This is a genomic window from Nodularia spumigena CCY9414, assembly GCF_000340565.2.
Classification (GTDB): domain Bacteria; phylum Cyanobacteriota; class Cyanobacteriia; order Cyanobacteriales; family Nostocaceae; genus Nodularia; species Nodularia spumigena.
In genome coordinates, this window is sequence record NZ_CP007203.1 from 2,454,407 (window position 1) to 2,481,147 (window position 26,741).

A 26,741-nucleotide genomic window follows, 5' to 3' on the forward strand; every position below is an offset into this window, starting at 1 on the left:
ACTATATACCCATAGTTTTGCTGTATACCGGATTTGGTGTTCAAACCTCTGTAGTAAGGTTTAAATCCAAGTGTTCGGCGCAAACGTAAGTTTTTTATTTGGATAAATATACATGACTTCTGCTGCTGAAAGGCCAGTTAGCCCTGGCGCAAGTTTTACATCACATTCAACTCCCCACGATACTCACCAGACTGATCCCCTGAAACAGGCGACTGGTGTTTATGTAACTGTGCATGGTCATTTTTATCAGCCACCACGGGAAAATCCTTATTTAGACGCGATTGAACGTCAACCGAGTGCGGCTCCTTTCCATGATTGGAATGAACGCATTCACTGGGAATGCTATCGCCCCAATGCTTTTGCCAGGGTTTTTAATGACCAGGGTGAAATAGTGGAGATTGTGAATAATTACGAATATTTCAGCTTTAATATGGGGCCAACGCTGATGTCGTGGCTAGAACGCTACGATTTTGAGGTTTATCAGCGAATTTTGGAGGCAGACATCAAGAGTTGTCAGCGCTTGCATGGTCATGGTAATGCGATCGCACAGGTATACAATCACATTATTATGCCTCTGGCTAATGAACGGGATAAATACACCCAAATTCGCTGGGGTAAAGAGGATTTTCGCTCTCGTTTTGGGCGTGATCCCGAAGGGATGTGGTTAGCCGAGACAGGTGTGGATTATGCCACTTTAGAAGCTTTGGTGGCCGAAGGTATTCGCTTCATTATCCTCGCACCATCTCAGGCGCAGCGTTGCCGTCCTCTACCAACTGAGCATGATCCCCACCCGGAATGGCTAGAAGTTGGCGGTAGTCAAATTGATCCTACCCGTCCTTATCGCTGTTATCTAGAAGGTAGTAGCGGCACTGATAGCCACTCCCGCCCTTACATTGATATTTTCTTCTACGATGGTCCCATTTCACGGGATATGGGTTTTAGTGATGTGGTTTATAATTCCAGTCACTTTGCTGGCCGCATCGGTTCGGCGGTACGTGGGGATCATCGTCCAGCCCAATTAATTTCTGTGGCTACAGATGGGGAAACCTTCGGACACCATAAGAAGGGAACCGAGAAAACTTTAGCCTACGCTTTTATCGGTGAGTTTCCTAAGCACGGCTGGACGGTGACGAATTTTGCTCATTATCTCAGTCTAAATACTCCCACTTGGGAAGCGGAAATTAAACCCGCCACGGCTTGGAGTTGCGCCCACGGTGTCGATAGGTGGCAAGATGATTGTGGTTGTGGTGGTGAAGGTGGTGTTTGGCATCAAAAATGGCGGCGACCTCTGCGGGATGCTTTAAACTGGTTGCGGGATCAGCTGATTTTGGTGTATGAGGAAAATGCTGGGCTGCTATTTAATGATCCCTGGTTAGCACGAGATGAATATATTCAAGTGATGCGCGATCGCTCTCCTGCTAATGTTAACTCCTTCCTCTCTCGCCATCAAACTCACAAACTCACCGCCGCCGAACAAGTAGATGCTTTGCGTCTGTTAGAAATGCAGCGTCACGCTTTGCTAATGTTCACCAGTTGCGGCTGGTTTTTTGAAGAAATTTCTCGTCCAGAAGGTACGCAAATTCTCCGCTATGCTTCCCGTGCTTTGGAATTGGCTGGAGATGTGGCTGGTGTGCAGTTGGAAAAGAATTTCCTCAAACGCTTGGGATTAGCCCCCAGTAATGTGGATAGTTTCAAACATGGTGGGGAAGTTTATCGCCAATTGGTGCAAACTGCCCAAGTTAGTGTAAAGCAAGTAGCCGCCCACTATGCTATTACTTCTCTGTTTGGGAATCATAAATCTACAGAGAAGCCCAATCCTCATCCTGGAAAAGCTAAATATCCTCATCCTGACCAAAAGCGTGTTTATTGTTACACCGTCAATGAGATAGATTACCAGATGCAACGCATGGGATCATTGACGCTGGCGGTTGGACATTTACAGTTGGTGTCAGAAATTACCTGGGAAAGTGAGAGTTTAGTATTTGCTGTGCTGCATTTAGGCGGCTGGGATTTCCACTGCTGTACTCAATTATTTACGGGACGGCGTAATTACAGCAAGTTGAAAGAAAAGCTGTTTAGTTCTTTAGAACAGGCGAGTGCGGCTCACACTATCTTGGTGATGACACAGCTATTTAAAGAGGAAACATTCAGCTTGCAGAATTTGTTTGCTGAAGAACGTCACCGGATTATGCGCCTACTTAGTCAGGAAACACTGACTCGGTTAGATCAACTTTATAGCCAAGTATATCGGAATAATTACGGTATTTTGATGGCGTTTCACCGGGATGAGTTAGAGGTTCCCCAAGAGTTGCAGGTAGCTGCGGAGATTGCTTTGGGATCGCGGTGTATGATCACATTGCGATCGCTTGAGCAAGATATCACTGATGCGGCGTTAAGCTTAGGTCATGTTGTAGAATTAGAGGCGATCGCTACTGAAGCTAAACATCTGCATTGTCGGCTGAATATTCCCGAAGGTAAGCAGATATTAGAACAATTGATCATGCGATTACTTTGGAAATTGTTACACGATACCAACGGCAGTTTTGCTACAGAAATTCAGTGCTTAGAACGGCTAATTGATGTTAGCTATCAACTAAATATTGGGATTTCTCTACACAAATCTCAAGAGCTATATTTCAGTTGTTTGCAAAGTCAAATTGTGCCATTGTGTCTTACTACTTTTGCTGATAAAGAAGACAATAATCAATGTCGTCAATTGCTGAAGTTAGGACAAAAATTAGCTGTTGATGTCAGTAAGGTTTTGAGTAAGTTTGGTTAACTGAGTATGAAGTTGGTAGGGTGTGTTGTTGTGGAGACAATGCACCTTTTTTTTTAACGCAAAGGTTCGCAAAGGTTCGCGCAAAGGTTCGCGGAGGTTTAAGAGGGGAGAGAGAGGATGCTTTTTGATTAAATGGATTTAGTTTTTTACTGCCACTTAAATTACCTCTTATTTCCTCTTATCTGTGGTTCATAATTTCTTTATCTATCTTACCAGCACTGATTAGAAATCCTCAAAATGTCGCCGGAATCGGGGGTCGAGGTTGTCTGTTTTTTGCCGATTACAAGTAAAGCAGAGTGTGTGTAAATTGCTCAAATCATTTTGACCGCCACGGGCTAGGGGGATAATATGATCAATGGTGAGGTTAGTTTCTAATTTAGTTTTTCCACAGCTTTGACATTGGTATTTGTCACGTTCAAATACATATTTCCTGACTGAGGGTGGTATGGGAATACGGCGTGTTTTATTCACTACAGTTTTTTAGGCTAAAGTTTTCTGGCATATTAATTTTTATTTTACAAAATTACTACAGTAATTATCTATCGTATTTCTCTCTTGATTGGGGTACGGGAAGATTATTTAACCACAGATAAACACAGATGAATTTGTAAATAGTTGCGCTTACCTCTAAGATTAGGCTACAGGAGAGAGTGAGGATTAAAGTCCTCACTACAAGGTTTTAATTATTTACCATGTTCAATTAATTTAGAACATCCATTAAATCTTCGGAATCCCAAATATTGTTCACGTTCACATTGTCTTCTATAATTTCTGCATCAGTTTCCAAAGGCTGCACATTTTCTTTCCCAATTACAGGTAATAATTCATATAAATGCATGGACTGTAAGCAATTATTGATTTGAGAAACGGCTGAATTATAAGCTGTGATTTTTTGTTCAACAATACTCAATAAGCGTTGATTTTTGAGTATTTTTTCTTCCGCTTCTTGTTGTAGACTTTGCTCTAAATAAGCACGCGCTTGGGGGTACTGCTGCAAAATATCATCTGCTTGCTGTTCTACCATTGGTAACAACTGAGTATTGATAGTTTGGTTGATGGTTTGGCGGAAGGTTTGGCGAATTGTTTTCTGAATCTTCGGTTCAAAATCTAACTTTAACAATTGTCTAATTGCTGGTTCTGCTTCTACTATGCTTTGGGAATCATAACCTTGGGATGTTTGCAGCAATGTCTGACGAAATTGATATATGGAAAAAGTGCCTTCATCATAAAATCTAGGACTTTCTTTGACGTAGCGATCGCATTCTACACGAGCATCACTTATTAAAACCTGAGAGACTATTTTTTCTACATTTTTTACCTTTTGTTCAATACCGCCATCATTACCTAATAACCGATACAATTGACGATAGTATTCTGACCTGCGAATCTTCTCGATTAATCTCTCAAACAAATTAGTAACTAATTGTTGGGAAGAATCTATCAAAATATCTTCTAATTGATTCGCGAAATAATATAATGCTTCCACTAAAATAGCTAGTAAAGGCGCAGTGGAATTCCGGGGATGACTGCGAGTAGCGCGTCCATGAGCATCAAGTGCAGAAAAAGTATGTAGCAACTCATCTAAACGCCTAATCATCCGTGATTGTAGTAGTTTAAAATCTGCTTCAAAAGCATCACAGTAATTATTAATTATTTGGTTGACTTCATCTTTGATATGATCGTGAAAATCTTTACCAACTTGCTGTAATTGCTGATTCAGGCGTTGTAATTCTTGCGCCTTCATCGCCTCAATTTCTCGCGGTTGACTATCTAAATATCTTTGTTCATCTTGATAATGTTTTTGTAATTTAATACAAATTTCTTGCAAATCATCAGCCAGGCTTTTAAACAACTGTGGACGCTTTTCTTCAGCCAAATATTTAGTAATAGCTGTGCTAAATTCCTCAATACCGCTATCTTTAATTAGCTGATTAATTAAAGGCGTTCCATGCTCAGATAAAATCCGCACATAATTTTTATTGGGACCTTCATTTTTGACAGAAATGTCGAACTGACTGGATGACAGCTTACCGGAAATACAGTATTTGTTAAACTCATGAATAAATTGCGGGGTTTCTTCTGTACCATTGAGACTTTTAATACTCTCCGCAAAAATCGAATCTAAACCAAATCTATCCTGGATACTTGTCTGTTTAATCTGACTCCCGTAAAATCCCAGTAATCCACTGGTTTTATAAACCCTACTCGTATCCCGAAACTGTTGATTAATTAAATCATCTAAACGCTGCCTTAACTGGGTATTATACCAAGTTTCGTCAATGCGGTTGAAGGTGTAGAAAATGCGATCGCGTATTCCCGAATTCCCTCGCATTGTTTCCAATAGTTCCGTTTCTTCCTTCGTCATATCACCAGCAGAAGCAGATTTCAACACACATACAACCGCCGATGTATCGGGATCTTGAATCTTATCGTAAGTTAACTGTGCATCCTTTGCCACTGGTGCATCAATTCCTGGTGTGTCGATGATGACATTACCATCTTCCAAAAGGGGATGGTTGCAATAATATTCAATTCGTTTTAAAACAGCGCTATTGCTACCACGTCGCGCATATCCAGCAGCTTCCTTGAGATTAGAGAAATTAAATTGCTCCATCGAATATGTAGCATTATTCATAGTATGAATATGTTGACGATTTGCTTCATACCCATCAAGCAGCAATATTAAAGCCTTCGCTTGTTTTGCACGTTCCGATCTACTTTCTCCACCTTCCTTTTGAATAATCGTTTCACAACCTTGAAGCAATAAATTAATTACTTCAGATTCATTAATATTAAGGGTTTTCTTAAATCCCAACTTTTCACATAAAAAACTAGCTTGTTCCCGAATTTCTGCTTCACTTAAAAATGTTAAAACCACCCGTTCATTATTTGGTTCTGCATATTCAATTTTGCATTCTGTACCTGTAGCGTGTCCTTCTGCACTATATAATAACTCCCGTTCTAGTAGGGCATTAATCAGCATCGACTTACCCGCACTAAAAGCACCAGCAAACACAATCTCAAACTTCGGAGAAATCACTTTACCCAAAGAAGTCCGCACAGGGATAACATCTTGAGAACGTAAAGATGGTTCTTGTTGTAAAAGTTTTAATATAGACTCAACTTGCTCTGCTAAATTCTCACACTGAATAGGCACATCTGACATGATAAACTCACCCTAAATATCTCAGGGTATTCTAAAATTAAATCTAGATATATACTCCAGTAAATTTACGGAAAAATCTCCCGATTTCTCTTTAAATCTCTCTAACGGACTATTTCTCCTGATAGATGCGCTTGAGCATATTCTATGTATATCCCTAGTTAATTCATTTAAAAATTCTCTGTGTTCTCTGCGCCTCTGTGGTTCTTATTCATCCAAACCCCAGACAAAGCATCCAAATCTACCTCCTGCGGTTTACCCACTTCAGTATTTTGAAACAGCACCGTAAATGCACCCGCACCCAGCCTATCTTGGGGAAAAATGCGATAACAAAAAATATTACTTAAATGAGACTGATATTCATCTAAATAACTCACACGCACTGCTTGAAACTGAGGAAATTTTGACAAAAACCATTCACAAACCTGCTCATTTTCCTCAGCAGAATAAGTACAAGTCATATAAACCAGATAGCCTTGTGGTGCAACTAATTGAGCCGAATTAGCGATAATTCTTTTTTGCCGATTAGCACTTCTATTAATAGCTGTAGGATGAAAACATCCAGGAGCTTTTTCACCTTTAGCCAGTAAAGATTGCCCAGTACAAGGAGCATCTACCATGACTAAATCGCTGCATAAAGGCATATTTTCGGCAAAAATACTAGAATCTCGATTAACCACAGTACAAGGGCTAATATCACAGCGTTTTAAATTAGAAATCAGCATCCCCAAACGTTTACCAATCACTTCATTACTAATTAGTAAATCAGGTTGCAAAGCTTTCCAAGCAAACACACTCTTCCCACCTGGGGAAGCACACATATCAAAAACTAAACCCACCGGCTGAGGAATTGTTAATAAAACTGAAGCTGCAAAAACTGAAGAGAAATCTAAACAATAAAAATAACCTTGTTGATGTAGGGGATGTTTACCGGGCTTTTCTCCTAATAATAAACGGTCTACAAAATCTGGTTGCCAATTTGTTGGTAATTCTACGGGAAAAGGCAGTATGTCTGGCTTATTTTGACACCAAAGAATAGCAGGATTAAAAGGCTGAGGATTAATTAATGAATCAATAAATTTTTCTTGTTTATCAGGGTTTTCAAACAAACGCCGCGAGAGTTTGAGTAATAAATTTGATGGTTTTTCCATTAATAAAACTGTTACAGAAGAACAATGCTATTCAGGGTTTTGGCTGCATACTAAAAGTATAATGACCGCCATTCTGATAATGATTGCTCAGTTAACCCACTGCACCGGAGATGGTCATAAATGTTAGATAATTTTCCGCAAAAATTACGCCGAGAAGCACAATTGTGGCGAGATGAAGGACTAATTAGCGCTTCGCAGTACCAAGACCTAGCACAACGTTATCGATTTAATAACCTCGAAGCTGCTGCACGCGATCGCTTTGTGGTAATTGTGATTTCTATAGGTAGTATCCTTTTGTGTTTAGGTATAATTACCTTTGTAGCAGCAAACTGGCAATTATGGTCACGAGAAGTTAAATTCATCTTAATGATGAGTTTGTTTCTATCAACTAGTATCACTGGTTTTTATACATGGAGAGAAAGTAAATTAGGCAACAATCAACAAAATAAACAGCAACAAAGCAAACGCATCCTGGGAGAAGCCCTACTAATTTTAAGCGCTTTTATTTTAGGCGCAAATATCGTGCTAATGGCACAGATTTTCAATATTAACGGTTCCACTCCCGGACTGTTTTTTGCCTGGGGATTTGGTGTTTTGGTCATGGCTTATAGTCTGTCCTTAAGTTCCCTGGGAATTATGGCAATTATTCTCATCCAAATCGGTTATTGGATAGGAAGAGGAGAATTTTTGGTTTCTGCGGGCGACTGGAATTGGGTACGTTTGGTAGTTCGACATATGCCCTTGTTATCGTGGTTACTATTTGTACCCTTAGCATACTTTTGTCGCTCACGCTGGATTTTCACCTTAGCAGCCTTAGTTTTTACTGGTACGTTGCAGTTGAATCTCAATCCTCTACCACTGCTGAATTTTGCTAATATGGCTCCTTGGCTGGCATCTTTTGCTTTTGCACTGCCTCCTGCATTATTCTGGAGTTATGACGATTTGCTGTTCCCGACAATCAATTACAGGCTATTTCAACCTCTCGCCCGTAACTTAGCATTGATATTTTTTGGACTGGTGTTTTATGCCTTGTCTTTTCGTTGGCAATGGGTAGCCCCAACATTTAATTCTGTTGTGCCAACTACCACAAATAACCTATTCATGTCTCTGCCTGTGATCGATTTAGGAATTCTCAGTGGTTTAGCTGTATTACAATGGTTGTCGCTGCTGCGTCTGAGAAATAACCCGCCTCGCCGGGAAGTGATTTTCACAATTGCTGTTGTAACTACCTTTTTGGCTTTCATCATTATTACACCTTTCTGGCATCTAGGTATTACCCGCATTGATGAATTAGGTAGTTTCATTTTCAATGTCCTTTTGGCATTTTTAGCATTCGGGCTAATGCGAGAAGGATTAAAGTTAAATAACAGAAGCACCTTCTGGGGAGGTATGCTATTGTTAACACTGCAAATTATTAGTCGGGCGATAGAATACGACACCGACCGACTCTTTCAGTCCCTTGTCTTTGTTCTATGCGGTTCAGCATTAATTAGCGCTGGGCTGTGGTTTGAACGTCGCTTACCTGCTGGCTCTAATTCTAATTCGCAATGAGAGTTATGTCAGGGTTGGAGACATTTTAAGTGGGTGAATTGTTTAAGCTGACTTATACTAGGAAAATCTCTGTGTTTTACTCTGTTTAGAGAATCTCTGCGTCAGTCCTAATTCTGGTAATTGAACCAGACACATTTGTGATAAATAACTCTTCATTTTAGGACTACGAGTATGAGCAGTAATTCCTCTGAATCGAGTGGAAATCAATCATTTAGAACATTATCCCCTGAAGTCGAATTCTCCGAGAAGCTGACTTTTCGAGATTACCTGATTGCTACTGAACAAAAAGCTAACCAACCTCTACCTTTTTGGCGGCTATTAGTTCCCCTGTTAATTCAAGCCGGAATAATTCTAGCAGTTCCTACCCAAGCAATGTATACTAATATAGCGGGTAGGAATGTAATTTTGGAAACAGTGCCTCAAGACCCTCAGAATGTTGTTCAAGATTTTTCCCTACAACTGGAATACAATATATCCCGTGTGGAAAATTTGCGAAGGCTTCCCGGTTGGGATGATTTACTCAGGAGAAATCAGGGGCGAAACAGACAACTGTTATCTGGAACCAATTTGTATGTGATTTTGCAAGAGCAACAAATTTCCTCTGGTCGTGGTGTTCCCAGAGCTTGGAGACCAGTCAGAGTCAGTAGCATTCTGCCCGAATCTCTTCCCAGTAATCAAGTAGCCTTAAAAGGCGTGTATCAAGATAATGCCATTATTTATGGGGTAGAAACATATTACCTTCCAGAACAACAACGGCAGCAAATTAGTAACGATATCTTCCAAAGCGTTCAGCAAACTAGAGGAAATAGAGGAAGACAAATTCGACCGATTACGGTGAGAGTCAAAGTAGATCCTCAAGGTAATGCTGTACCCGTTAGTTTGTGGGTGCGCGATGCTTTCGACGAGCGTAACTATCGCAATTATAGTTTTTAACCCTGATTTGGCAAAAATGCCCATAGGTTAGAAGTTGTTTACTCTCAGAACAGAGCAACGCCCAGGCGTTGCTCAAATTCTATATCTAAAATAGGAATGCTGTGTTACAAATTAATCTTGATCGCGGATATTCCATGCTGCGCCGCCAGCTGCACCTACGCCTGCTACCAAACCGGTACTCATTCCTTGTATAGTTTTCTGTATGGGTTCTTGTTTTAGACAATCGCTTGTAACTGTCTCAGATTGCAAGCAAAGATTACTTTCTGCCCAACTGGATGTACCGCCTAGAATTACACCAGTTAGACTACAGGAAAAAACGAGCATTAGCAGGCGCTTGGTTTTTCTATCCATAGATGGATGCTTTAAAGGTGAGGATGAGTTACATGACCTCAACTACTCTACAGCTGTTTGAATAAATTCGCTACAAATTATCAGTATCTAACAAGTCATATGCGGCGAGAAAATATTTGTGTTTAGGGGCGGATAGTAACCTTCGCTACAAAACCAGAATTTTGATATTACTTGGTATAGCATGATAGTAATATAGAACTTACGCAAAAACTCTCTGAAACCCTCTTGACTCAGTGTACTCTGTGCCTGGAGTGGTTTTTTTTCCATAAATTTGCGTAAGTCCTGTTAGTTAAGCGTTGTTATCCAAGATTTTAGTCCTGACATTTTCACATCAATACATATTTGAGGTATGGAATGGCACAAATTATCATTGTAGGCGCTGGTCCCACAGGCGCAGCACTGGCTTTACTCCTGGTAAAAGCTGGGATTAATGTCACACTCATTGAAGCTGCAAAAGACTTTCATCGGGTATTTCGCGGTGAGGGTTTAATGCCTAGTGGGTTAGATGCGCTGGAACAAATGGGACTATCTGCGCTGTTGGAAGATATTCCGGCTCGAAAACTCGATGGGTGGGAGTTTATTATTCAGGGAAAACAGTTATTTCGCGTCGAGGAGCCAATGGGGTCTACTCGTCCCTGTACACTGGTTTCACAACCGCCATTACTGAAAGCTTTGATTGGGGAAGCTCAAACCTATGATGGATTTGAATTTATCCAGGGTGTTTCTGTAAAAGATTTATTTTGGAGTAATGAGCGTGTTGCTGGTGTTATACTCAGTGATGGGCGACCACTGACGGCTGATTTGGTGATTGGGGCGGATGGTCGTAACTCAATTGTGCGAGAACGTGCTGGATTAAAATTAGTCTGTCAGCCCAAAAGTATCGATATTCTCTGGTTTAAGTTGGCTGCTAGCCCTAAGTTTGCAGATGATAATGTGTTTCGGACGATTGTAAATAACAATTGCATTTTTAGTATATTTCATGGCGCAGAGTCAGATAAATTACATTTAGCTTATGTAATTTCCGCAAAGGAAAAAACCGACTACAAGCAAGCAAACTGGGCAGAAATTTTTGCTTCATTATCCCCCGCATGGCTAGCAGAACATTTCCGCAATCATGCAGATAGCATCGAATCTCCCATTAAACTGTCTGTTGTGGTTGGTTGTTGTCCAAAATGGCACGCACCAGGGATACTGCTTCTAGGTGATGCTGCACATCCCATGTCTCCTGTGCGCGCTCAAGGTATAAATATAGCATTGCGTGATGTGATTGTTGCGGCTAATTATTTAGTCCCGTTATTGTCAGCAGATGCTGAACACCAAAAAATTGATACAGCACTATCAAATATTCAAGCAGAACGTGAGCCAGAAATTATCCGCGCCCAGCAACTTCAGTTACACGAAGCTGCTCAAGGGGAACTACTGCGAAAAAATTTATTAGTGCGATCGCTCTTGGTACAATTTGCGCCCTTACTGCGTACAATAATTAAACTATCTTGGTTAAGGCGACAACGTGAAATGCGTCAAGGCATAACACAGGTAAGGCTAAAGGTTTAAGTTAGCTGAATAGTCAATATGAATAATAAACAGAAAGATATATTTTTTCAAATTCATCAGAATATACCCAGAGAAGGGCCTGGTGATTCAATATCTACGAAAAATGCTTTTTTAAAATTGGTTGATTTACCACCACATCCCAAAATTATCGATATCGGTTGTGGCCCTGGCTTTCAGACTTTAGACTTAGCCAGCTTGACTAATGGCACAATTATTGCTATTGATAATCATCCTTTTTATGTAAATGAACTCAAACAGAAAGTGCTTCAGCAAGGATTATCAGAAAAGATTACTGTAATCAACGCTGATATGTTTGCTCTTGATTTTCCGGATGCAAGTTTTGATATTATTTGGGCGGAAGGTTCAATATACATTATTGGGTCAGGACTTACGCAAAATCATGAAAAAACGAACCACAAAGAACGCGAAGGACACGAAGGAAAGAGGGTTGCAGAGAGTTATTGCGTAAGTCCTATGGGTTTGAAAATGGACTGAAGCAATGGAAACCCTTGTTAAATCAGAGAGGGTATTTAGTAGCTTCAGAACTTACATGGCTTAAACCTAACGCACCAACTGAATTAAAGGAATTTTGGCATGAGGGTTATCCAGCCATGCAGGATATTGAAGGTAATTTAAAGATTATCCAAAATAGTGGCTACAAAATCATTGACTATTTTGTCCTCCCAGAATCAGCTTGGTGGAATCATTACTATCAACCTTTAGAAGAAAAATTACACGGTTTACGAAAGCATTACCAAGATGATACAGAAGCTCTGGAAGTGATCAATATGGAGCAATTTGAGATCGACCTTTATCGTAAATACTCTAAATATTATAGTTATGTCTTTTACATTGTGCAAAAATTGTAAATTATCATTAAATAAGATATTTATGACATTTACTATCAACTAATTAGCTGATGTGTTGAAAGATTATTTTCAATAAATCCCCTTGGATAAAAGGTTTAGCTAAAAAGCCTGAAGCTCTCACTAGCTTTGCTCTAGCTCTATCTATCAGCCCTGTTTTACCTGTCACCATAATTACAGGCGTATTTTTAAAAGATGAGTGCTTACGTAACAAAGAGCATAACTCATAACCATTCAGATTAGGCATTTCAACTTTTAATAAAATTACATCTGGTTTAATCCGGAAAATTTGAGTTAAAACATTCCAAGAATCAGTAATTGTAATCACAGTAAATATTTGTTCATCTAAATAATTTTTAATAGTGTTTAATACCGTAGGACTGTCATCAATACAGAGTATTTTATAAAGTTTTCTATCAGCAGGTGCTTGAGTTGGCTGACCGCTATGATTAATATTATGAATATTGTTAGTTGATACACTGTGAGAGTATACCGTTTTCTGAGCTTCACTGACTCTAGGAGATTTTTGTGCAGGTTGTGTGGAAATTTGCGGCTGATTTAACCGCACAACTGGCGATGCGTCTTTGTTGGTTCCCTGACGGCGACCGGTTTGAAGCTGTTCGACTAATAAACGGATATTTAGATGACAGTACTTTGGCATATCATCGAGAAAGCTTTCCAAGACAAATTCATAACTTCCCTCTTCTAAGCTCAAAAATGTCTCCAAAACTTCTAGCGCCAGTAACTCTATGAGCATTGCTGCTTGAGCCGGACTAATGTATTTTTGAGTTACTAACCAACAAATAGCCAGATAATCTGGGTTAGGTATAGTTTGATCCTCAATACCATTTTCAAATATCGCCTGCAATTGCTGCTCAATTCCATCAGGAAGTGTTGAGATTTGCTGACTTAAGCTTTGCAAGTTTCTGTAAAGCGGCTCAAACATTTTCTCAGAGTAGCAGGCATAAATCAGCTTACCCTCTTCTATATAGATTGACCAAGAACCAGTTGTGCTAAATACTTGCAAACAACCATTAACAGTCTTACTGGTGATTTTTTTTAAAAGAGAAATGGGTTGAAGTTTTTGGAAAAATCTATATCTATTAATGGGAAGTGTCTTCATCGGCACAGATTTGAGATGTAGTTAACAGCCACTATCAAAATTAGTGAATAACTTGTTGGGAGTTTACACAGAGATTTTCAAAAGTAGTGTTCAGCTAAATATAGCGGTCATATTGGAGTTAGTACAGAGATTCTTCACCCCTAACTCCTAATTTCCCAATATCTGGTAAGCTATAGTTCATCGAACTAGAATTTGCTGTGGTAGACCCAACCATGCTTTTGTAAAACAGCAAAATAATCCCACTGGTTAACCGAAAATAGTATTTGAAAAACAATTTGATTGTCTGTGATTTCGCTAAGAGGCTAATTTAATAGGACTTACGCATAATTTACGTTTTCTTGGCGTTCTACAGCCCTTGCGGGCATCGCTGCGCGCGGGCGACTAAAGCCCTGGGGGCATACGCTGCGCGAAGGCGGTTAGATAAATCAAGATTTTTGGCAATTGTTGCGTAAGTCCTGTTTAACAGTAACCTAAGTGCCGCACACAGACTATTGGCTCTAGCCCATCAGTAGCAAAAGTATTGTTTCTATCCGTAGTTACTACATGGTAATTGCAGTAAGTAAGCACTTTAAGATAGTTCAGCTAAAATGCAATGTATTTAATTGACTAAGTATTCCTCTGATGCAGTATCTTCCACAATTTTGCTCTTGTAGAGTTTCTCTCTAGTCAGGTAAATTCTTGTCAAGGGCGATTGAGCTAATAATTTATCTCATGTCTGATAGATTACCGATTGAACCCAGAATCCCACCGGAACAAAGCTATACTTGATCTCCCTGCGCCACCTGCAAAGGAGGTCTTGGTGAGCCAGTGGGTAGCGAACTTTGTCTAATTTTTACTGACTGGTGTAGTGGGGTTGGGGTGCGATAACTGTGGTCATCTTCGTTAATTATCCAGACTTAATTTTAAATCACGAGCGCTTGTAGTCAACGTTAATAGTGCCGGACTCAGTAGAAGATAATCACCCTGAACCATTTTGAGTGCTATATTCCAAATTTACAGCGAAGTAAATCACATGGTACTAAATATAGCAAAAGTCAAAGGTCAAAACTAGGGGCGGGTATGGCTACGCCACGCAAGCTACATAGATATCATTCAACATCAACGAGGATATTAGTAAACTCGCCCCTACTGTGAATGGGTTTTAGACTTTTGCCATGTCCTAACCACCTTGGAGGTTGCTATACCACCAAAATAGCGCTTTTCAGCTAAATGGTAGAGAGCAAATAGGTTGCTTACTAATTTTTAGATTACTATATTTTTAGGAAAAAATCTCCAAAAATTTGTAAATATAATAATGAATAAGTAAAGGAAATATGAATAAAAAATCAGGACAATTTTATATAGTTTTTTTGGCAAAATCTAATTTTACAAGAGTTACAGTGCTTACACGGGATGGCTGTAAAAGAATAATTGTTACATGAATATGGATAACACATAGAACAAATGTCATGATCGCAAGGGTTGATAGACAAGATATATTCAGTTATTGATCTTAGGACTTACGCATAATTTAGGTTTTCTTGGCGTTCTTCTCCCAAAGGGAGAGGCTAGCGCCAAGGCGACTTGGCGGTTATAAATCAAGATTTTTGGCAATTGTTGCGTAAGTCCTGGATCTAATACATCAAGATGAATAATATCTGTTGGTATCGCTTCATGACTGGCGATCGCATCTAAATTTCTTTGTTGTTCAGCAGTTCGTTAAAATTAAAGATATCCGTGCTTTACTCCAATAAAGAGGAATTCATTTTAAACAATTGTGACCGCATTTAATTTACAAGTCGAAGAAACAGGCGAACGCCTTGACCGCTACCTTTCCGAAAATTTACCTAATTTATCTCGTTCTCGCATCCAGCAATTAATTGAACAGGGAAATGTTCACCTAAATGAGCAAATTTGCACAACTAAAAAAATCACTGTCAAAGCAGGCGATCGCATTACCTTAGAAATCCCAGAAGTTCAACCCCTACAAGTGCAAGCCCAAGATATACCCCTCGATATCCTCTATGAAGACGACCACTTACTGATTCTCAACAAACCTGCTGGCTTAGTCGTCCATCCCGCACCCGGTCATCCTGATGGGACTTTGGTCAATGCTTTGTTAGCACATTGTCCCAACCTCCCCGGAATTGGCGGTGTCCAGCGTCCAGGGATTGTGCATCGATTGGATAAGGATACAACAGGGGCGATCGCGATCGCTAAAACCGATATTGCCTATCACAGCCTCCAAGCCCAACTCCAAGCAAAAACTGCCAGACGAGAATACTTAGGCGTAGTTTACGGTGCGCCGAAAACCGAAAATGGCAAGATCGACGAACCCATTGGTCGTCATCCCCAAGATAGAAAAAAAATGGCAGTAGTCCCTATAGAAAAAGGCGGACGTAATGCGGTAACTCATTGGCAAATCTTAGAAAGACTAGGAAACCAGACATTAGTCCTCTTTCAATTAGAAACAGGACGCACCCATCAAATTCGTGTCCACAGCGCTAAAATCGGTCATCCCATCGTTGGCGACCCCATTTATAGTTCGGCTCATTCCGTGGGGGTCAAATTAAATGGTCAAGCACTGCACGCATGGCGATTAAAATTGCAACATCCAATTTCTGAGAATTTGATTGAGGTGACAGCTCCCCCTCCCCAAACATTTACAACTTTGCTAGAAATTCTCCGGCGACGAGTTGCTAGTTAAAATTATGAACATATCATCCTTAAGGTAGATGCTTCAATTACGAACGTTGCATACGGATTAAGCAAGAAGGGGTAGAGGACAAACAGAAATAGGTGGGACTTGACTCCTCCCTATTCCCCTATATTTAGATTTGTAAAGTTTTTTGGGCTTTTTTGCTGTAAAAAGATCAGTTGATCACCATTTTAAGTAACAGGTCAACAGACTATCTTAACATCTTTTAATAAAAACTGCACTGGCTAAAAATACTCATAAAAACTGCCATGTCCTGTATTTTCAATACTTCTAGAAAAATTAATAAAATCTAAAACTCTGGAATTTTCCGGCGATTTGTAACAGACATGAAGTAATGTAAAGCAATTTTGGGCGATTTCTCAGGCAAAGTCCTTATATGTAAAGCATTTGAGGTGGTTCTTATTCGGTCATCTTATTTATTCATAATTTGTAACAAATAAAGGATCTATGGCATTGTATAAACATAAGCTGAAGGGGTTAAATGACAGACAAAAGTCAAACAAGGCATCCATTTAATCAAGTTTGCCCATTTCTCATAAATTACCCCAGGTTCTCATAATTGCTCGTTCATTTGGTGACAGGGAATTATGAGACTAAGGTGAGAAGCGGTTTGATCCCCAGTCTGTTTTTAACCATAAACATTGCTAGTTTTAATCTAGACATCTCACAAATTAGGAGATTAAAGTCCATGACATTAGATGTATTCACCAAGGTAGTTTCTCAAGCTGACTCCAGAGGCGAGTTTTTAAGCAACGAGCAATTAGACGCTTTAACCAACGTTGTTAAAGAAGGCAACAAGCGCTTAGATGTTGTTAACCGCATCACCAGCAATCAATCAGCTATTGTTACCAACGCGGCTCGTTCTTTGTTTGAAGAACAACCCCAATTGATTGCTGCTGGTGGAAACGCTTACACAAACCGTCGTATGGCTGCTTGTTTGCGCGACATGGAAATCATCTTGCGTTACGTTACCTACGCTATCTTGGCTGGTGATGCTAGTGTTCTAGATGATCGCTGCTTAAACGGCTTGCGCGAAACCTACCAAGCTCTAGGAACTCCTGGATCTTCTGTAGCTGTCGGCGTTCAAAAAATGAAAGATGCTGCTGTTGGCCTAGCTAACGATCCTAACGGCATCACCAAGGGTGATTGCAGCAATTTGATGTCTGAAGTAGCTAGCTACTTTGATCGTGCTGCTGCTGCTGTTGCTTAATATCAATAACAAAGTCCAACACCTAAATATTTAGGTAATCAAACCAAAAATTTACGAAATACCAAGGAGATTTTAGAAATGGTTAAAACACCAATTACCGAAGCGATCGCATCTGCTGATACCCAAGGAAGTTTTTTAGGCAACACCGAACTGCAAGCAGTTAACGGTCGTTATGTACGTGCTATTGCCAGCATGGAAGCTGCTCGTGCTTTGACCTCCAACGCTCAAAAGTTGATTGATGGTGCAACCCAAGCTGTTTACCAAAAATTTCCATACACCACCCAAACACCAGGCCCTCAGTACGCTGCTGACAGCCGTGGTAAGTCCAAGTGCGCTCGTGACGTTGGTCACTACCTACGCATCGTTACCTACAGCTTAGTTGCTGGTGGTACAGGTCCTTTGGATGAGTTCTTGATTGCTGGCTTGTCTGAAATCAACAGCTCCTTTGATTTGTCTCCTAGCTGGTACGTTGAAGCTATCAAGTACATGAAAGCCAATCATGGTTTGAGTGGACAAGCTGCTAACGAAGCCAACACCTACTTTGACTACGCTATCAACGCTCTTAGCTAAATAGTATCTTGCCCGGATCAGGATGCAAGTGTTGGATGGAGTTAGTCAACCCTTTGGGGTTCACCAGTCGCTCGTTTTGTCAAACAAAAAGACCGTTCTGGCTCATCTAGCAGTTGAATCTCGCTCCGGGCAAACTTTTATTTAGCAGAGAAATAAAAAAGGTTTGAGTAAAGTCAGCACTCGGTACAAATAGCCGAAATGCAAATAAATAGGTGAAAAATAATGGCAATTACAACAGCAGCATCTAGGCTAGGAACAGAGCCTTTTAGCGATGCACGTCGAGTTGAACTGCGCCCCAACGCCAGCAAAGATGAAGCAGAGGTTGTAATCCGCGCTGCTTATCGGCAAATTTTGGGTAACGACTATTTGATGGCATCGGAACGTCTAGTCAGCGCCGAATCCCTCCTGCGAGATGGCAATTTATCAGTGCGGGAGTTTGTCCGCAGCATTGCGAAATCAGAACTTTACAAAAACAAGTTTTTTTACAACAGTTTTCAAACTCGGTTGATTGAACTCAACTACAAGCATCTTTTGGGACGCGCACCCTACGATGAAGCGGAAGTTGTTTACCACTTAGATTTGTACCAGAACAAAGGGTACGACGCGGAAATTGATTCTTATATTGATTCTCCAGAGTACCAAAATAACTTCGGTGACAATATCGTTCCATATTATCGTGGTTTTGATAACCAACCAGGGCAAAAAACTGTCGGCTTTACGCGGATGTTCCGGTTATACCGGGGTTATGCCAATAGCGATCGCACTCAAGTAGAAGGTACTAAATCCCGTTTAGCGCAGGATTTAGCAAGTAATAAATCTTCTTCGATTGTGGGACCATCAGGAAGCAATGATAACTGGAATTACCGTGCTTCATCAGATGTCGCTCCCAAGAAGAATTTAGGAAATGCTGTGGGTGTAGGCGATCGCGTGTACCGCATCGAAGTTACAGCAATCCGTGGTTCCGGCTATCCCAGTATCAGACGGAGTAGCACAGCATTTATCGTACCTTACGAGCGACTTTCTGACAAGATCCAGCAAATTCATAAGCAGGGTGGCAAAATCGTCAGCATCACGTCAGCATAAGGTAGCGTTACTCAAACCATACAGGAGATAAGAAGTAATGTTCGGTCAAACCACACTTGGGGCTGGTAGCGTTTCTTCATCTGCAAGCCGAATCTTTCGTTATGAAGTCGTAGGCTTGCGCCAAAATGCAGAAACTGACAAAAATCAATTCGACATTCGTCGCAGTGGTAGTGTGTTCATCACAGTGCCATACAGTCGGATGAACGAAGAAATGCAACGCATTAACCGCTTAGGTGGCAGAATCATCAATATTTCACCATTGAGCGCTGACGAGAACTAATTTCTTGGCATGAACGAACCCAGTGCGTCAGAATATTCAGCAGAAAATGCGCCCCAGTTGACACCAGAGTTAGCACTCGCCAACCTGCAATCATCAGATTTAAGTCTCCGCTACTACGCAGCTTGGTGGCTGGGCAAATTTCGAGTTAGCCACCCAGATGTCGTAGATGCCTTAATTGCAGCGTTAGAGGATGAAGCCGACAGAACCGAAATGGGAGGTTATCCACTGCGGCGCAATGCAGCCAGAGCATTGGGGAAATTAGGTGATGCCAAAGCTATACCAGGCTTAATTAAGAGCTTGGAATGCCATGATTTTTATGTGCGCGAAGCAGCAGCCCAGTCTTTGCAAAAGTTGCGAGACAAAACTGCCGCCCCAGCCCTCATAAAAATGTTAGATGGGGGTGTTGCCCAGGCCGTGCAAGTAATGGGTCGCCCTCATCTCACCCAGCCCTATGAAGCGGTAATAGAAGCCTTGGGAGCTATTGGTGCAACTGAGGCTATTTCTTTAATTGCACCGTTTTTAGAGCATGAAATCCCAGGCGTACAGTGTGCCGCCGCGAGAGCAATGTACCAACTAACACAAGACCCTGTTTATGGGGATAGGTTAGTCAAAACTTTGTCCAGCAGTGACCTGAAATTGCGCCGCTTGGTTTTAACGGATTTGGGTGCAATTGGATACATGGCAGCAGCAGAGGCGATCGCGATCGCTCAGGTAGAAAATAGCTTCAAACTCATTGCCCTCAAAGGATTACTAGAGCATCAACTCACCCCAGAGTTCGATGTTTTGTCTGTTTCTGACAATGCTATCCAGGTGATGAACTTGATGGATTCACTTTTATAGTCATTAGTCATTAGTTATTAGTCATTAGTTGAATGATGAGTAGCCAATGACTATTGATGATTAATTACCGACCGTTTACTAATGACTGATGAATTAATTCGTGCCGTCGCCCAGGCAGATACACCAGCCAATATGGTAACGGCAGTACAAAACTTGGCAGCAGCAAAAGATGTCGCCGCTATTCCCACGTTAATTGCGGTGTTTGGCTATAACAACCCATCCGCAGCAACCGTGGCGGTGGCAGCATTGACCGAAATGGGAGAAATAGCAGTGCCACAATTGCTATCCCAGATAGACGATTATAACTATGGCGCACGGGCTTATTCGATTCGTACTTTAGCAGCGATCGCAGACCCCCGTGCTATAGACGTTTTAATCACAGCCGCAGCCACAGACTTTGCTCCCAGTGTCCGCCGTGCTGCTGCCAAGGGATTGGGAAATTTAAACTGGCATAAACTCGACTCTGCCGACAGGGAAACAGCGCTGAACAAAGCCTTGGAAACCCTGCTGTTTATTTCTCAAGACTCAGAATGGTCAATCCGTTATGCTGCTGTTGTCGGTTTACAAGCCTTGGCGAAAATACCTGATTTACAGCAACCCATTCAGACGAGATTTGACCAGATGTTAGCCACTGATGACGAAAAAGCAATTCGCGCTCGTGTGCAGGTGGCTGTTTGAATCAGTGAACAGTTACCAGTTATCAGTTAGTAACTTTGAATTTCTGCGATCGCTGGTTTCTGACTTACATATCATAAAACAAGGAAAAAGTAAATATGTCAATACCATTACTGAATTATTCATATACCACGCAAAATCAGCGTGTAGAAGGTTACGAAGTACCCAACGAAGACACGCCCACCATGTATCGGTTAGCTGCTGCTACCTCAGATACAGATATTGATGCCATTATCTGGGCAGCATATCGGCAAATCTTTAGCGAACACTTAATCATTGCCAGTAATCGCCAAAAGTTTCTGGAATCTCAACTGCGGAATCGGGCAATTAACGTCCGCGATTTTATCCGGGGATTGGGTAAATCGGAAGTTTACCGCACACAAGTAGCAGATATTAATACCAACTACCGCTTAGTTGACATCACCTTAAAGCGGTTTGTCGGACGCGCCGCCTACAACAAAGACGAAGAAATTGCTTGGTCTATTGTGATTGGTACAAAAGGATTACACGGTTTCATCGATACCTTGTTAGATAGTGAAGAATATCTGCAAAACTTTGGTGATGACATCGTACCTTTTCAACGCCGTCGCTATAAAGACAGACCCTTTAACTTAGTTAATCCTCGCTACGGTTCATACTGGCGCGATCGCATGATGTTAGAATCTATCGGTGGTCGTTCCTTCTACAACGCCCGCACCACAGGCGTTGCCAGTAAAGAAGAGATTCGCCGAATTATTCCCGCCAATTTCATGAGCATGGCCGGAGAAATTCTCGCCCCGGAATTTAACTACCAACGGACAATAGCTACAGTCACCTCACAAATCAAAGATATCAAGATTCCCGACAACTCCCGTGAAATTGGTACTCCCCAACCAACCATGAAACCTGTAGCCGTTGCCCTACCTTACCGTTACATCCCTGCAAATCCCACAAATTAAGACCTGAGTGCTGAGTTACAGGAGTTTGCACGTGGGTTGAATCAGCTAAAACCCATCTATTGACTGAATATCTTGTGGGATGGGCATCTTGCCCGTCCTCATGATGCAAGTTAAATGAGTAACAGCTGAGATCAAAAGATAATCAACCACAGATGTAGACGCGTTAGCGGCTTCTCGCAGAGTACACAGATGAACACAGATAAATTTGGATTTCATCTCAATAAAAACTGCTGTAAGTCATCAAACTCAAACAACTGATAACTGATAACTGATAACTGAAATGACAATTCCTTTACTCGAATACAAACCCAGTTCCCAAAATCAGCGCGTAGCTGGTTACGAAGTCCCTAACGAAGACACCCCCAGAATTTACCGCATCGAAGACTGCGCCTTTGATAGTGAAGTCCAAGAATTAATTTGGGCAGCCTATCGGCAAATCTTTAGCGAACATGAAATCCTCAAATTCTATCGCCAGACCAACTTAGAATCTCAGATCAAGAATCGAGCCATTACCGTGCGCGACTTTATCCGGGGTTTAGCCAAGTCCGAAACCTTCCGGAATTTAGTAGTGCAAACCAACTCTAACTATCGGTTAGTAGACATTGCCCTCAAACGGATTTTAGGTCGTGCGTCCTACAACAAAGACGAAGAAATTGCTTGGTCAATCAAAATAGCCACCCTCGGCTGGAATGGTTTTGTTGACGCTTTAATCAACTCCCAAGAGTATCAAAGCAACTTTGGCGACAACATCGTTCCCTACCAACGGCGACGCTACAAAGATAGACCCTTTAATTTAGTTACACCTCGCTACGGTAACTACTGGCGCGACAAGTTAGAAGATGCGCGTTATAAAGCAGGTGACATCAAGAACTTCATGGAATTAGCCAACTCCATCGAAATCAAGATGCTGAAATTTACCCCAGTTAACCTAGCCAGCGTTGAAATTCCCGACATGACCAGGGATATCAACCCCCAAGGTATTCCCGTTTCCATCAATTCCAGCGCCAATTTCCCCGTGCGCTAAATTACTTCGGAATTAGCTCTACCTATCAACATAATGGGGGAGAATAAGTAAATTATCAGTGAGGATTTGAAGATTCAAACCTCCTTGATTTTTCCGAGCAGCTTTTTGTTCACATTGTTAATAAAAGGAAGACCGCAGTATGTCTCTGCCATTACTTAAATACAAACCCAGCAGTCAAAATCACCGAGTCGCCAGCTTTGGTGTAGCTGACCTGAATGAAGATACACCATATATCTACCGCATTGAAGATGTCAGTTCTTACACTGATATCCAGAACATCATTTGGGCATCCTATCGCCAAATTTTCAGTGAACATGAAATCCTCAAGTTCAACCGCCAGAAGACTCTGGAATCTCAACTAAAAACTGGTTCCCTATCTGTGCGGGACTTCATCAGAGGTTTAGCCAAGTCTGAAACCTACTATCGTTTAGTTGTCTCATCCAACAACAACTACCGTTTAGTAGACATCACCCTCAAGCGGGTATTAGGCCGTGCGTCTTACAACAAAGACGAACAAATTGCTTGGTCAATCGTTATTGGTACCAAAGGTTTTGGCGGCTTCGTTGATGCTTTAGTAGACAGCGAAGAGTACACCCAAAACTTTGGCGATAACATCGTACCTTACCAACGCAAGCGCATGGAAGGTCGTCCCCACAACTTGGTAACACCTCGTTACGGCCAAGACTTCCGCGAAAAAGTCGGTACAGTCGAAACCGATTGGCGCTTCACTTTGGAGAAGTTCTACACCCGCAAGTTCCAAGAAAAACGCCTCCCCGAAGGCGACCCCCGCAAATATGCGGACATGGCCGCATCGGTTGGTGGTAAAGGTAACTACGCGCAAAAGCTTTCTGCATTTGATATTGATTATCTGAGTGCAGTTCCTTACCGTGGTGGTAGCAGACGCTAGGATTTAAAATCTGACTGTCTCAAATTTTATACTGGGTCTAGTTTTTGCGTTGATGTGACGACGGGTTTGCAGTTTTTCTGTTACTGTGCGTTGCGTTAACTGGAAACTAGACCCAGTAGCTTTTAGTGCTATCCGCTAAACACTGGAAATTATTGAACAACTCAAACAGTGTAGAGATAGCCTTGGACGCAGCCGAAAAGTTTGGGGTAAAAAAGATTAGAGAATGTTCAACTAAGTCAAAACTCCCTTGCACTTTCAGCGGCTTGTCTCAAAGCTAAAAAAGCTTCTTTTAGCGGTTGACTAATAGCACTGTCTGGTTCCGCCAGCACTAGCTGTTGATAAGCTTCCAAGAAATGTGACCTCAACCGATGGAAAAAATGCAGGAAGTGACGCACAAAGCTGATGCAATCCAAAACTACAATTTCTATACCGCCTGTACTTTCGTACATACTTGAGGCATATTCCCGAATAACTTCTTCAATCACATCCGTCGTGATAAAAATATAGTTGTCAACCCGCTTGCCAGTGCTGTTAATTTTTTGCAAGGCACGGTCAATATCGGGTAAGGTGACACGCCGGGTCTTCATTTCATAGCTGGTAATAACCTGCTCATCATTAACTAAGGTAATTTCCACATCTCCCAAAGCCCCAGTCTGCTCATCTGCCGCATTATGGGATTCTAGAGGTAAAAAACGCTCCCCAATGTATTGTTCTGCGACTTGATAAGCAGCAGCAACAATTAGTACAGGAAGGCGACTGGAACCACGGCAAGCCAAATGCTGTGTTAGGAGGTTGACTATTTCCTCTGCTGACAGAGGCATTGCGTCTTCCGATTTCTTCAGGTCAGCCAGCAGTGTTTCCATGCGCTGTCGTTTCTCATTCCGAACAATAATCAGACAGCGAATAGTTTCCGCCAGCATTTCCTCAGCAGTTATCCTACCTTGATAAACATCATCAAGTAATTGCAGTGCAGATTCATAGAGTTTAGGCGGTCTTCCCACCAGATTTACGGCTGGAGTTAAGGTGACGTTGCGGTTCCGCAGGGCAGGGGTGAGGAATGCCGTGGTAGGATTGCAAGGCAACTCGTGTTTGTTAATGAAGGCTGTAATATAACTTTCATCGTAGTAACGCCCAGAGTAAGCATCTGGTGTACCTATTTCAGTATAAGGCTTACGGATATCGACATCCAGACGGTGAATTGCCGCCAAAGAGCAGGCAAGCAACAAACGAACCACAGCACGATTACCCACATAACGCGACACATAATCAATTTTTTCGGCGATGCTGGGGTCACTAATAAGCGGTTGCACTATCGATGCTTCGCCTGTTTGCAAGGCTACATCAAGGATAGCTGCTGGGGTTGTGGACATGGAGCGTTTTCTTCGATAGTAAGTATGGAGGTTGTCAAGTCATAATTCACCCAAAGTACTTCTTGCCGTAATTCCTTGATGGAATGGCATTGCTTCTGGGGCGCTTTGATACAGTTCCAGTCACCATAAAGTTCCTGCATCAATGTACAATCATAGCCTGAAAGGGCAACCTTACCTTTGACTGAACGCAAAACACCCGCTAGTTGCCGATGTTCGTCGTCGGTCATTTCATAAGCATAAGCTTTGCTATCCCCACGGGAATCGTGCGGGTAAGGGGGGTCACAGTAAAATAAAGTTTCTGAACTATCGTACCGTTGAATAATATCAATTGCTGTGTCGTTCTCAATTTGCACACGCAGCAACCGTTGCACAATTTCTGGCAGATGCTCAACACTGCCTAGCCACCGGGAAACTGCACCAGCCATTCCAGCGCGGCTAGTAAGTTTGCAGTGCGCCCATCGTCCAATACTGGCAGTTTGCGCCAAGCCTGTTCTCACTTGTCGCGCCCGGACAAAAAATCGTCTGGCTTTTTCCAAGTCTGATAAACCTGTTTCATCTTTGGCAATGGCAATCCGAAATTCTTCCCGCGAAAACGGCGTTAACCCAATCGCCTGGATGAGTTCATCTCTTTGGTCACGTAGCACCCGAAAGAAGTTAACAACCTGCCCATCAATATCATTGTAGGTTTCCACAGGTGCAGGCTCCCGGTTCAACAACACAGCTGCTGAACCGCCAAATGGTTCGCAATAGTGAGTTATTGTTGGTAACAAGGGTAAAAGCCAGTCTAAATGACTGTACTTACCGCCATACCAACCAAATGCAATTTTTTTTGCCATGAAAACTAACCTCAAATGTGCATCTTAATCCTAATCACATCTAGATAAATCAGGCATGATTGTGTCCTGAAGATTAGCACCGTTGAGGTTAGCACCTTGGAGTTTAGCACCCCTCAAATTAGCTCCTTGGAGATTAGCCCCAGCCAAGTTTGCTCCTGTGAGGTTACTCCAAGTTAAGTTAGCACAACTCAAGTTAGCTTCACTGAAATTAGCTCGGAATAAATATGCACCACTAAGGTGAGCTTGGTGTAAATTAGCTTTGTAAAAGTTAGCTTTATAAAGATAAGCTCCGTTTAATTGCGCTTCGTACAAATTGGCTTCACTTAAGTCAGCATTAATTAAGTTGGCTTCAATCAAATTGGCAAAACCAAGGTTAGCCCTGATTAATTTCGCTGTACTTAAATCAGTCTCTCTCAAGTTCGCGTCTCTCAAGTCAGTTCCAATCAGGTTCGCTTCAGCAATAATCGCGCCTTGAAGATTGGCTGTACTCAAGTCAGCGCCAATGAGATGGGCGTAACTCAAATTTGCTTGGGTAAGTGTCGCACCACTCAAATTAGCTACACTCAAATTAGCTTCGCTCAAGTTAGCTTCAATTAACTTGGCTTGGTGCAGGTTTGCGCCACTTAGGTCGGCGTTACTAAGGTTGGCGCGCACGAGTAAAGCATGACTTAAATCGACTTTGTTTAAGTTGACTCCTTGGAGGTTTGCGCCTCTGAGGTTTTCTCCTTTGAGGTTCGCCGCACTGATATCTAGTTTCATTTGGGGATTTTGCTGTCTCCACTCTATCCATTGGACTGCACCTGCTTTGAGTAAAGCTAGATGCTCTCGATTTGCCATTT

General features: G+C 41.7%; 24 protein-coding genes. 16 read left to right on the forward strand and 8 right to left on the reverse strand.

Features of this window, described 5'->3' with window-relative positions; all coding sequences use genetic code 11:
* The first annotated feature begins 112 nt into the window (after nt 1-112).
* Nucleotides 113-2,779: a DUF3536 domain-containing protein gene (locus NSP_RS10950; protein WP_006199217.1), complete on the forward strand. Its 2,667-nt coding sequence runs from the start codon at nt 113-115 to the stop codon at nt 2,777-2,779.
* 222 nt (nt 2,780-3,001) lie between these two features.
* Here NSP_RS10950 and NSP_RS24095 read toward each other — a convergent pair whose 3' ends face one another.
* The 3 genes from NSP_RS24095 to NSP_RS10965 all read right to left on the reverse strand — a co-directional run bounded on the left by NSP_RS24095 (nt 3,002) and on the right by NSP_RS10965 (nt 7,093).
* Complete coding sequence (locus tag NSP_RS24095) at nt 3,002-3,250, reverse strand: HNH endonuclease (protein ID WP_017804070.1); 249 nt, start codon at nt 3,248-3,250, stop codon at nt 3,002-3,004.
* Between the two features lie 229 nt (nt 3,251-3,479).
* On the reverse strand, nt 3,480-5,945 hold the full coding sequence (locus NSP_RS10960) for a dynamin-like GTPase family protein (RefSeq protein ID WP_017804071.1): 2,466 nt from the start codon (nt 5,943-5,945) through the stop codon (nt 3,480-3,482).
* 167 nt (nt 5,946-6,112) lie between these two features.
* Nucleotides 6,113-7,093, reverse strand: a complete 981-nt coding sequence (locus NSP_RS10965) for an RsmB/NOP family class I SAM-dependent RNA methyltransferase (RefSeq protein WP_006198847.1) — start codon at nt 7,091-7,093, stop codon at nt 6,113-6,115.
* A gap of 120 nt (nt 7,094-7,213) precedes the next feature.
* Between NSP_RS10965 and NSP_RS10970 the strand changes: the two genes are divergently transcribed.
* Entirely contained in the window at nt 7,214-8,644 is a 1,431-nt protein-coding gene (locus tag NSP_RS10970; protein WP_006198846.1) for a DUF2157 domain-containing protein, read from the forward strand.
* A gap of 171 nt (nt 8,645-8,815) precedes the next feature.
* Nucleotides 8,816-9,577: a GDYXXLXY domain-containing protein gene (locus NSP_RS10975; protein ID WP_006198845.1), complete on the forward strand. Its 762-nt coding sequence runs from the start codon at nt 8,816-8,818 to the stop codon at nt 9,575-9,577.
* Between the two features lie 111 nt (nt 9,578-9,688).
* Here NSP_RS10975 and NSP_RS10980 read toward each other — a convergent pair whose 3' ends face one another.
* Nucleotides 9,689-9,928, reverse strand: coding sequence for a hypothetical protein (locus NSP_RS10980; RefSeq protein WP_006198844.1), 240 nt, complete (start codon nt 9,926-9,928; stop codon nt 9,689-9,691).
* A 354-nt stretch (nt 9,929-10,282) separates the two neighbouring features.
* Between NSP_RS10980 and NSP_RS10985 the strand changes: the two genes are divergently transcribed.
* Genes NSP_RS10985 through NSP_RS26535 form a run of 3 tightly spaced genes read left to right on the forward strand, consistent with a single transcriptional unit; the run spans nt 10,283 to nt 12,351 of the window.
* Nucleotides 10,283-11,482, forward strand: a complete 1,200-nt coding sequence (locus NSP_RS10985) for an FAD-dependent monooxygenase (RefSeq protein ID WP_006198843.1) — start codon at nt 10,283-10,285, stop codon at nt 11,480-11,482.
* Between the two features lie 18 nt (nt 11,483-11,500).
* Nucleotides 11,501-11,977 carry a class I SAM-dependent methyltransferase gene (locus NSP_RS26530; protein ID WP_006198842.1) on the forward strand — a complete coding sequence of 159 codons (477 nt, stop codon included), beginning with the start codon at nt 11,501-11,503 and terminating at the stop codon, nt 11,975-11,977.
* 14 nt (nt 11,978-11,991) lie between these two features.
* Nucleotides 11,992-12,351 carry a hypothetical protein gene (locus NSP_RS26535; RefSeq protein WP_049950102.1) on the forward strand — a complete coding sequence of 120 codons (360 nt, stop codon included), beginning with the start codon at nt 11,992-11,994 and terminating at the stop codon, nt 12,349-12,351.
* A gap of 43 nt (nt 12,352-12,394) precedes the next feature.
* On the opposite strand, the gene NSP_RS10995 is transcribed toward NSP_RS26535, so the two are convergent.
* Nucleotides 12,395-13,471: a response regulator gene (locus NSP_RS10995; RefSeq protein WP_006198840.1), complete on the reverse strand. Its 1,077-nt coding sequence runs from the start codon at nt 13,469-13,471 to the stop codon at nt 12,395-12,397.
* A 1,756-nt stretch (nt 13,472-15,227) separates the two neighbouring features.
* On the opposite strand from NSP_RS10995, the gene NSP_RS11000 reads away from it, so the two are divergent.
* The 10 genes from NSP_RS11000 to NSP_RS11045 all read left to right on the forward strand — a co-directional run bounded on the left by NSP_RS11000 (nt 15,228) and on the right by NSP_RS11045 (nt 23,696).
* On the forward strand, nt 15,228-16,157 hold the full coding sequence (locus tag NSP_RS11000; RefSeq protein ID WP_006198839.1) for an RluA family pseudouridine synthase: 930 nt from the start codon (nt 15,228-15,230) through the stop codon (nt 16,155-16,157).
* A gap of 700 nt (nt 16,158-16,857) precedes the next feature.
* Nucleotides 16,858-17,379: a phycocyanin subunit beta gene (locus NSP_RS11005; RefSeq protein WP_017804072.1), complete on the forward strand. Its 522-nt coding sequence runs from the start codon at nt 16,858-16,860 to the stop codon at nt 17,377-17,379.
* 78 nt (nt 17,380-17,457) lie between these two features.
* Nucleotides 17,458-17,949 carry a phycocyanin subunit alpha gene (cpcA, locus tag NSP_RS11010; protein ID WP_017804073.1) on the forward strand — a complete coding sequence of 164 codons (492 nt, stop codon included), beginning with the start codon at nt 17,458-17,460 and terminating at the stop codon, nt 17,947-17,949.
* A gap of 222 nt (nt 17,950-18,171) precedes the next feature.
* Nucleotides 18,172-19,032, forward strand: coding sequence for a phycobilisome linker polypeptide (locus NSP_RS11015; RefSeq protein ID WP_006199263.1), 861 nt, complete (start codon nt 18,172-18,174; stop codon nt 19,030-19,032).
* Nucleotides 19,033-19,069: 37 nt separating this feature from the next.
* Entirely contained in the window at nt 19,070-19,312 is a 243-nt protein-coding gene (locus NSP_RS11020; protein ID WP_006199262.1) for a phycobilisome linker polypeptide, read from the forward strand.
* Between the two features lie 9 nt (nt 19,313-19,321).
* The gene (locus tag NSP_RS11025; protein WP_017804074.1) at nt 19,322-20,152 is read left to right on the forward strand and encodes a HEAT repeat domain-containing protein; all 831 of its coding nucleotides are present in this window, start codon (nt 19,322-19,324) and stop codon (nt 20,150-20,152) included.
* Between the two features lie 81 nt (nt 20,153-20,233).
* The gene (locus NSP_RS11030) at nt 20,234-20,830 is read left to right on the forward strand and encodes a HEAT repeat domain-containing protein (RefSeq protein WP_006198302.1); all 597 of its coding nucleotides are present in this window, start codon (nt 20,234-20,236) and stop codon (nt 20,828-20,830) included.
* Between the two features lie 95 nt (nt 20,831-20,925).
* Entirely contained in the window at nt 20,926-21,765 is an 840-nt protein-coding gene (locus tag NSP_RS11035) for a phycobilisome rod-core linker polypeptide (RefSeq protein ID WP_006198301.1), read from the forward strand.
* A gap of 280 nt (nt 21,766-22,045) precedes the next feature.
* A complete protein-coding gene (locus tag NSP_RS11040; protein WP_006198300.1) occupies nt 22,046-22,789 on the forward strand; it encodes a phycobilisome rod-core linker polypeptide in 744 nt (247 codons plus the stop codon).
* A gap of 139 nt (nt 22,790-22,928) precedes the next feature.
* The gene (locus NSP_RS11045; protein ID WP_006198299.1) at nt 22,929-23,696 is read left to right on the forward strand and encodes a phycobilisome rod-core linker polypeptide; all 768 of its coding nucleotides are present in this window, start codon (nt 22,929-22,931) and stop codon (nt 23,694-23,696) included.
* 236 nt (nt 23,697-23,932) lie between these two features.
* Here NSP_RS11045 and NSP_RS11050 read toward each other — a convergent pair whose 3' ends face one another.
* The 3 genes from NSP_RS11050 to NSP_RS11060 are packed head-to-tail and all read right to left on the reverse strand — an operon-like array spanning nt 23,933 to nt 26,739.
* Complete coding sequence (locus tag NSP_RS11050) at nt 23,933-25,066, reverse strand: restriction endonuclease, SacI family (protein ID WP_006198298.1); 1,134 nt, start codon at nt 25,064-25,066, stop codon at nt 23,933-23,935.
* On the reverse strand, nt 25,033-25,902 hold the full coding sequence (locus NSP_RS11055) for a DNA adenine methylase (RefSeq protein ID WP_006198297.1): 870 nt from the start codon (nt 25,900-25,902) through the stop codon (nt 25,033-25,035). The genes NSP_RS11050 and NSP_RS11055 overlap by 34 nt, the downstream gene beginning before the upstream one ends.
* A gap of 30 nt (nt 25,903-25,932) precedes the next feature.
* Nucleotides 25,933-26,739 carry a pentapeptide repeat-containing protein gene (locus tag NSP_RS11060; RefSeq protein WP_006198296.1) on the reverse strand — a complete coding sequence of 269 codons (807 nt, stop codon included), beginning with the start codon at nt 26,737-26,739 and terminating at the stop codon, nt 25,933-25,935.
* Nucleotides 26,740-26,741: the final 2 nt, after the last annotated feature.

Excerpts from the sequence above, each read along its gene's own strand:
- NSP_RS10980 (WP_006198844.1), bottom strand. The coding sequence starts at position 9,928 with ATGGATAGAAAAACCAAGCGCCTGCTAATGCTCGTTTTTTCCTGTAGT.
- NSP_RS10960 (WP_017804071.1), bottom strand. The coding sequence starts at position 5,945 with ATGTCAGATGTGCCTATTCAGTGTGAGAATTTAGCAGAGCAAGTTGAG.
- NSP_RS10950 (WP_006199217.1), top strand. The coding sequence starts at position 113 with ATGACTTCTGCTGCTGAAAGGCCAGTTAGCCCTGGCGCAAGTTTTACA.
- NSP_RS11020 (WP_006199262.1), top strand. The coding sequence starts at position 19,070 with ATGTTCGGTCAAACCACACTTGGGGCTGGTAGCGTTTCTTCATCTGCA.
- NSP_RS10995 (WP_006198840.1), bottom strand. The coding sequence starts at position 13,471 with ATGAAGACACTTCCCATTAATAGATATAGATTTTTCCAAAAACTTCAA.
- NSP_RS11040 (WP_006198300.1), top strand. The coding sequence starts at position 22,046 with ATGACAATTCCTTTACTCGAATACAAACCCAGTTCCCAAAATCAGCGC.
- NSP_RS11035 (WP_006198301.1), top strand. The coding sequence starts at position 20,926 with ATGTCAATACCATTACTGAATTATTCATATACCACGCAAAATCAGCGT.
- NSP_RS11050 (WP_006198298.1), bottom strand. The coding sequence starts at position 25,066 with ATGTCCACAACCCCAGCAGCTATCCTTGATGTAGCCTTGCAAACAGGC.
- NSP_RS26530 (WP_006198842.1), top strand. The coding sequence starts at position 11,501 with ATGAATAATAAACAGAAAGATATATTTTTTCAAATTCATCAGAATATA.
- NSP_RS10965 (WP_006198847.1), bottom strand. The coding sequence starts at position 7,093 with ATGGAAAAACCATCAAATTTATTACTCAAACTCTCGCGGCGTTTGTTT.
- NSP_RS11055 (WP_006198297.1), bottom strand. The coding sequence starts at position 25,902 with ATGGCAAAAAAAATTGCATTTGGTTGGTATGGCGGTAAGTACAGTCAT.
- NSP_RS10970 (WP_006198846.1), top strand. The coding sequence starts at position 7,214 with ATGTTAGATAATTTTCCGCAAAAATTACGCCGAGAAGCACAATTGTGG.
- NSP_RS10985 (WP_006198843.1), top strand. The coding sequence starts at position 10,283 with ATGGCACAAATTATCATTGTAGGCGCTGGTCCCACAGGCGCAGCACTG.
- NSP_RS11030 (WP_006198302.1), top strand. The coding sequence starts at position 20,234 with ATGACTGATGAATTAATTCGTGCCGTCGCCCAGGCAGATACACCAGCC.
- cpcA (WP_017804073.1), top strand. The coding sequence starts at position 17,458 with ATGGTTAAAACACCAATTACCGAAGCGATCGCATCTGCTGATACCCAA.
- NSP_RS10975 (WP_006198845.1), top strand. The coding sequence starts at position 8,816 with ATGAGCAGTAATTCCTCTGAATCGAGTGGAAATCAATCATTTAGAACA.
- NSP_RS11025 (WP_017804074.1), top strand. The coding sequence starts at position 19,322 with ATGAACGAACCCAGTGCGTCAGAATATTCAGCAGAAAATGCGCCCCAG.
- NSP_RS11005 (WP_017804072.1), top strand. The coding sequence starts at position 16,858 with ATGACATTAGATGTATTCACCAAGGTAGTTTCTCAAGCTGACTCCAGA.
- NSP_RS11045 (WP_006198299.1), top strand. The coding sequence starts at position 22,929 with ATGTCTCTGCCATTACTTAAATACAAACCCAGCAGTCAAAATCACCGA.
- NSP_RS11015 (WP_006199263.1), top strand. The coding sequence starts at position 18,172 with ATGGCAATTACAACAGCAGCATCTAGGCTAGGAACAGAGCCTTTTAGC.
- NSP_RS11060 (WP_006198296.1), bottom strand. The coding sequence starts at position 26,739 with ATGGCAAATCGAGAGCATCTAGCTTTACTCAAAGCAGGTGCAGTCCAA.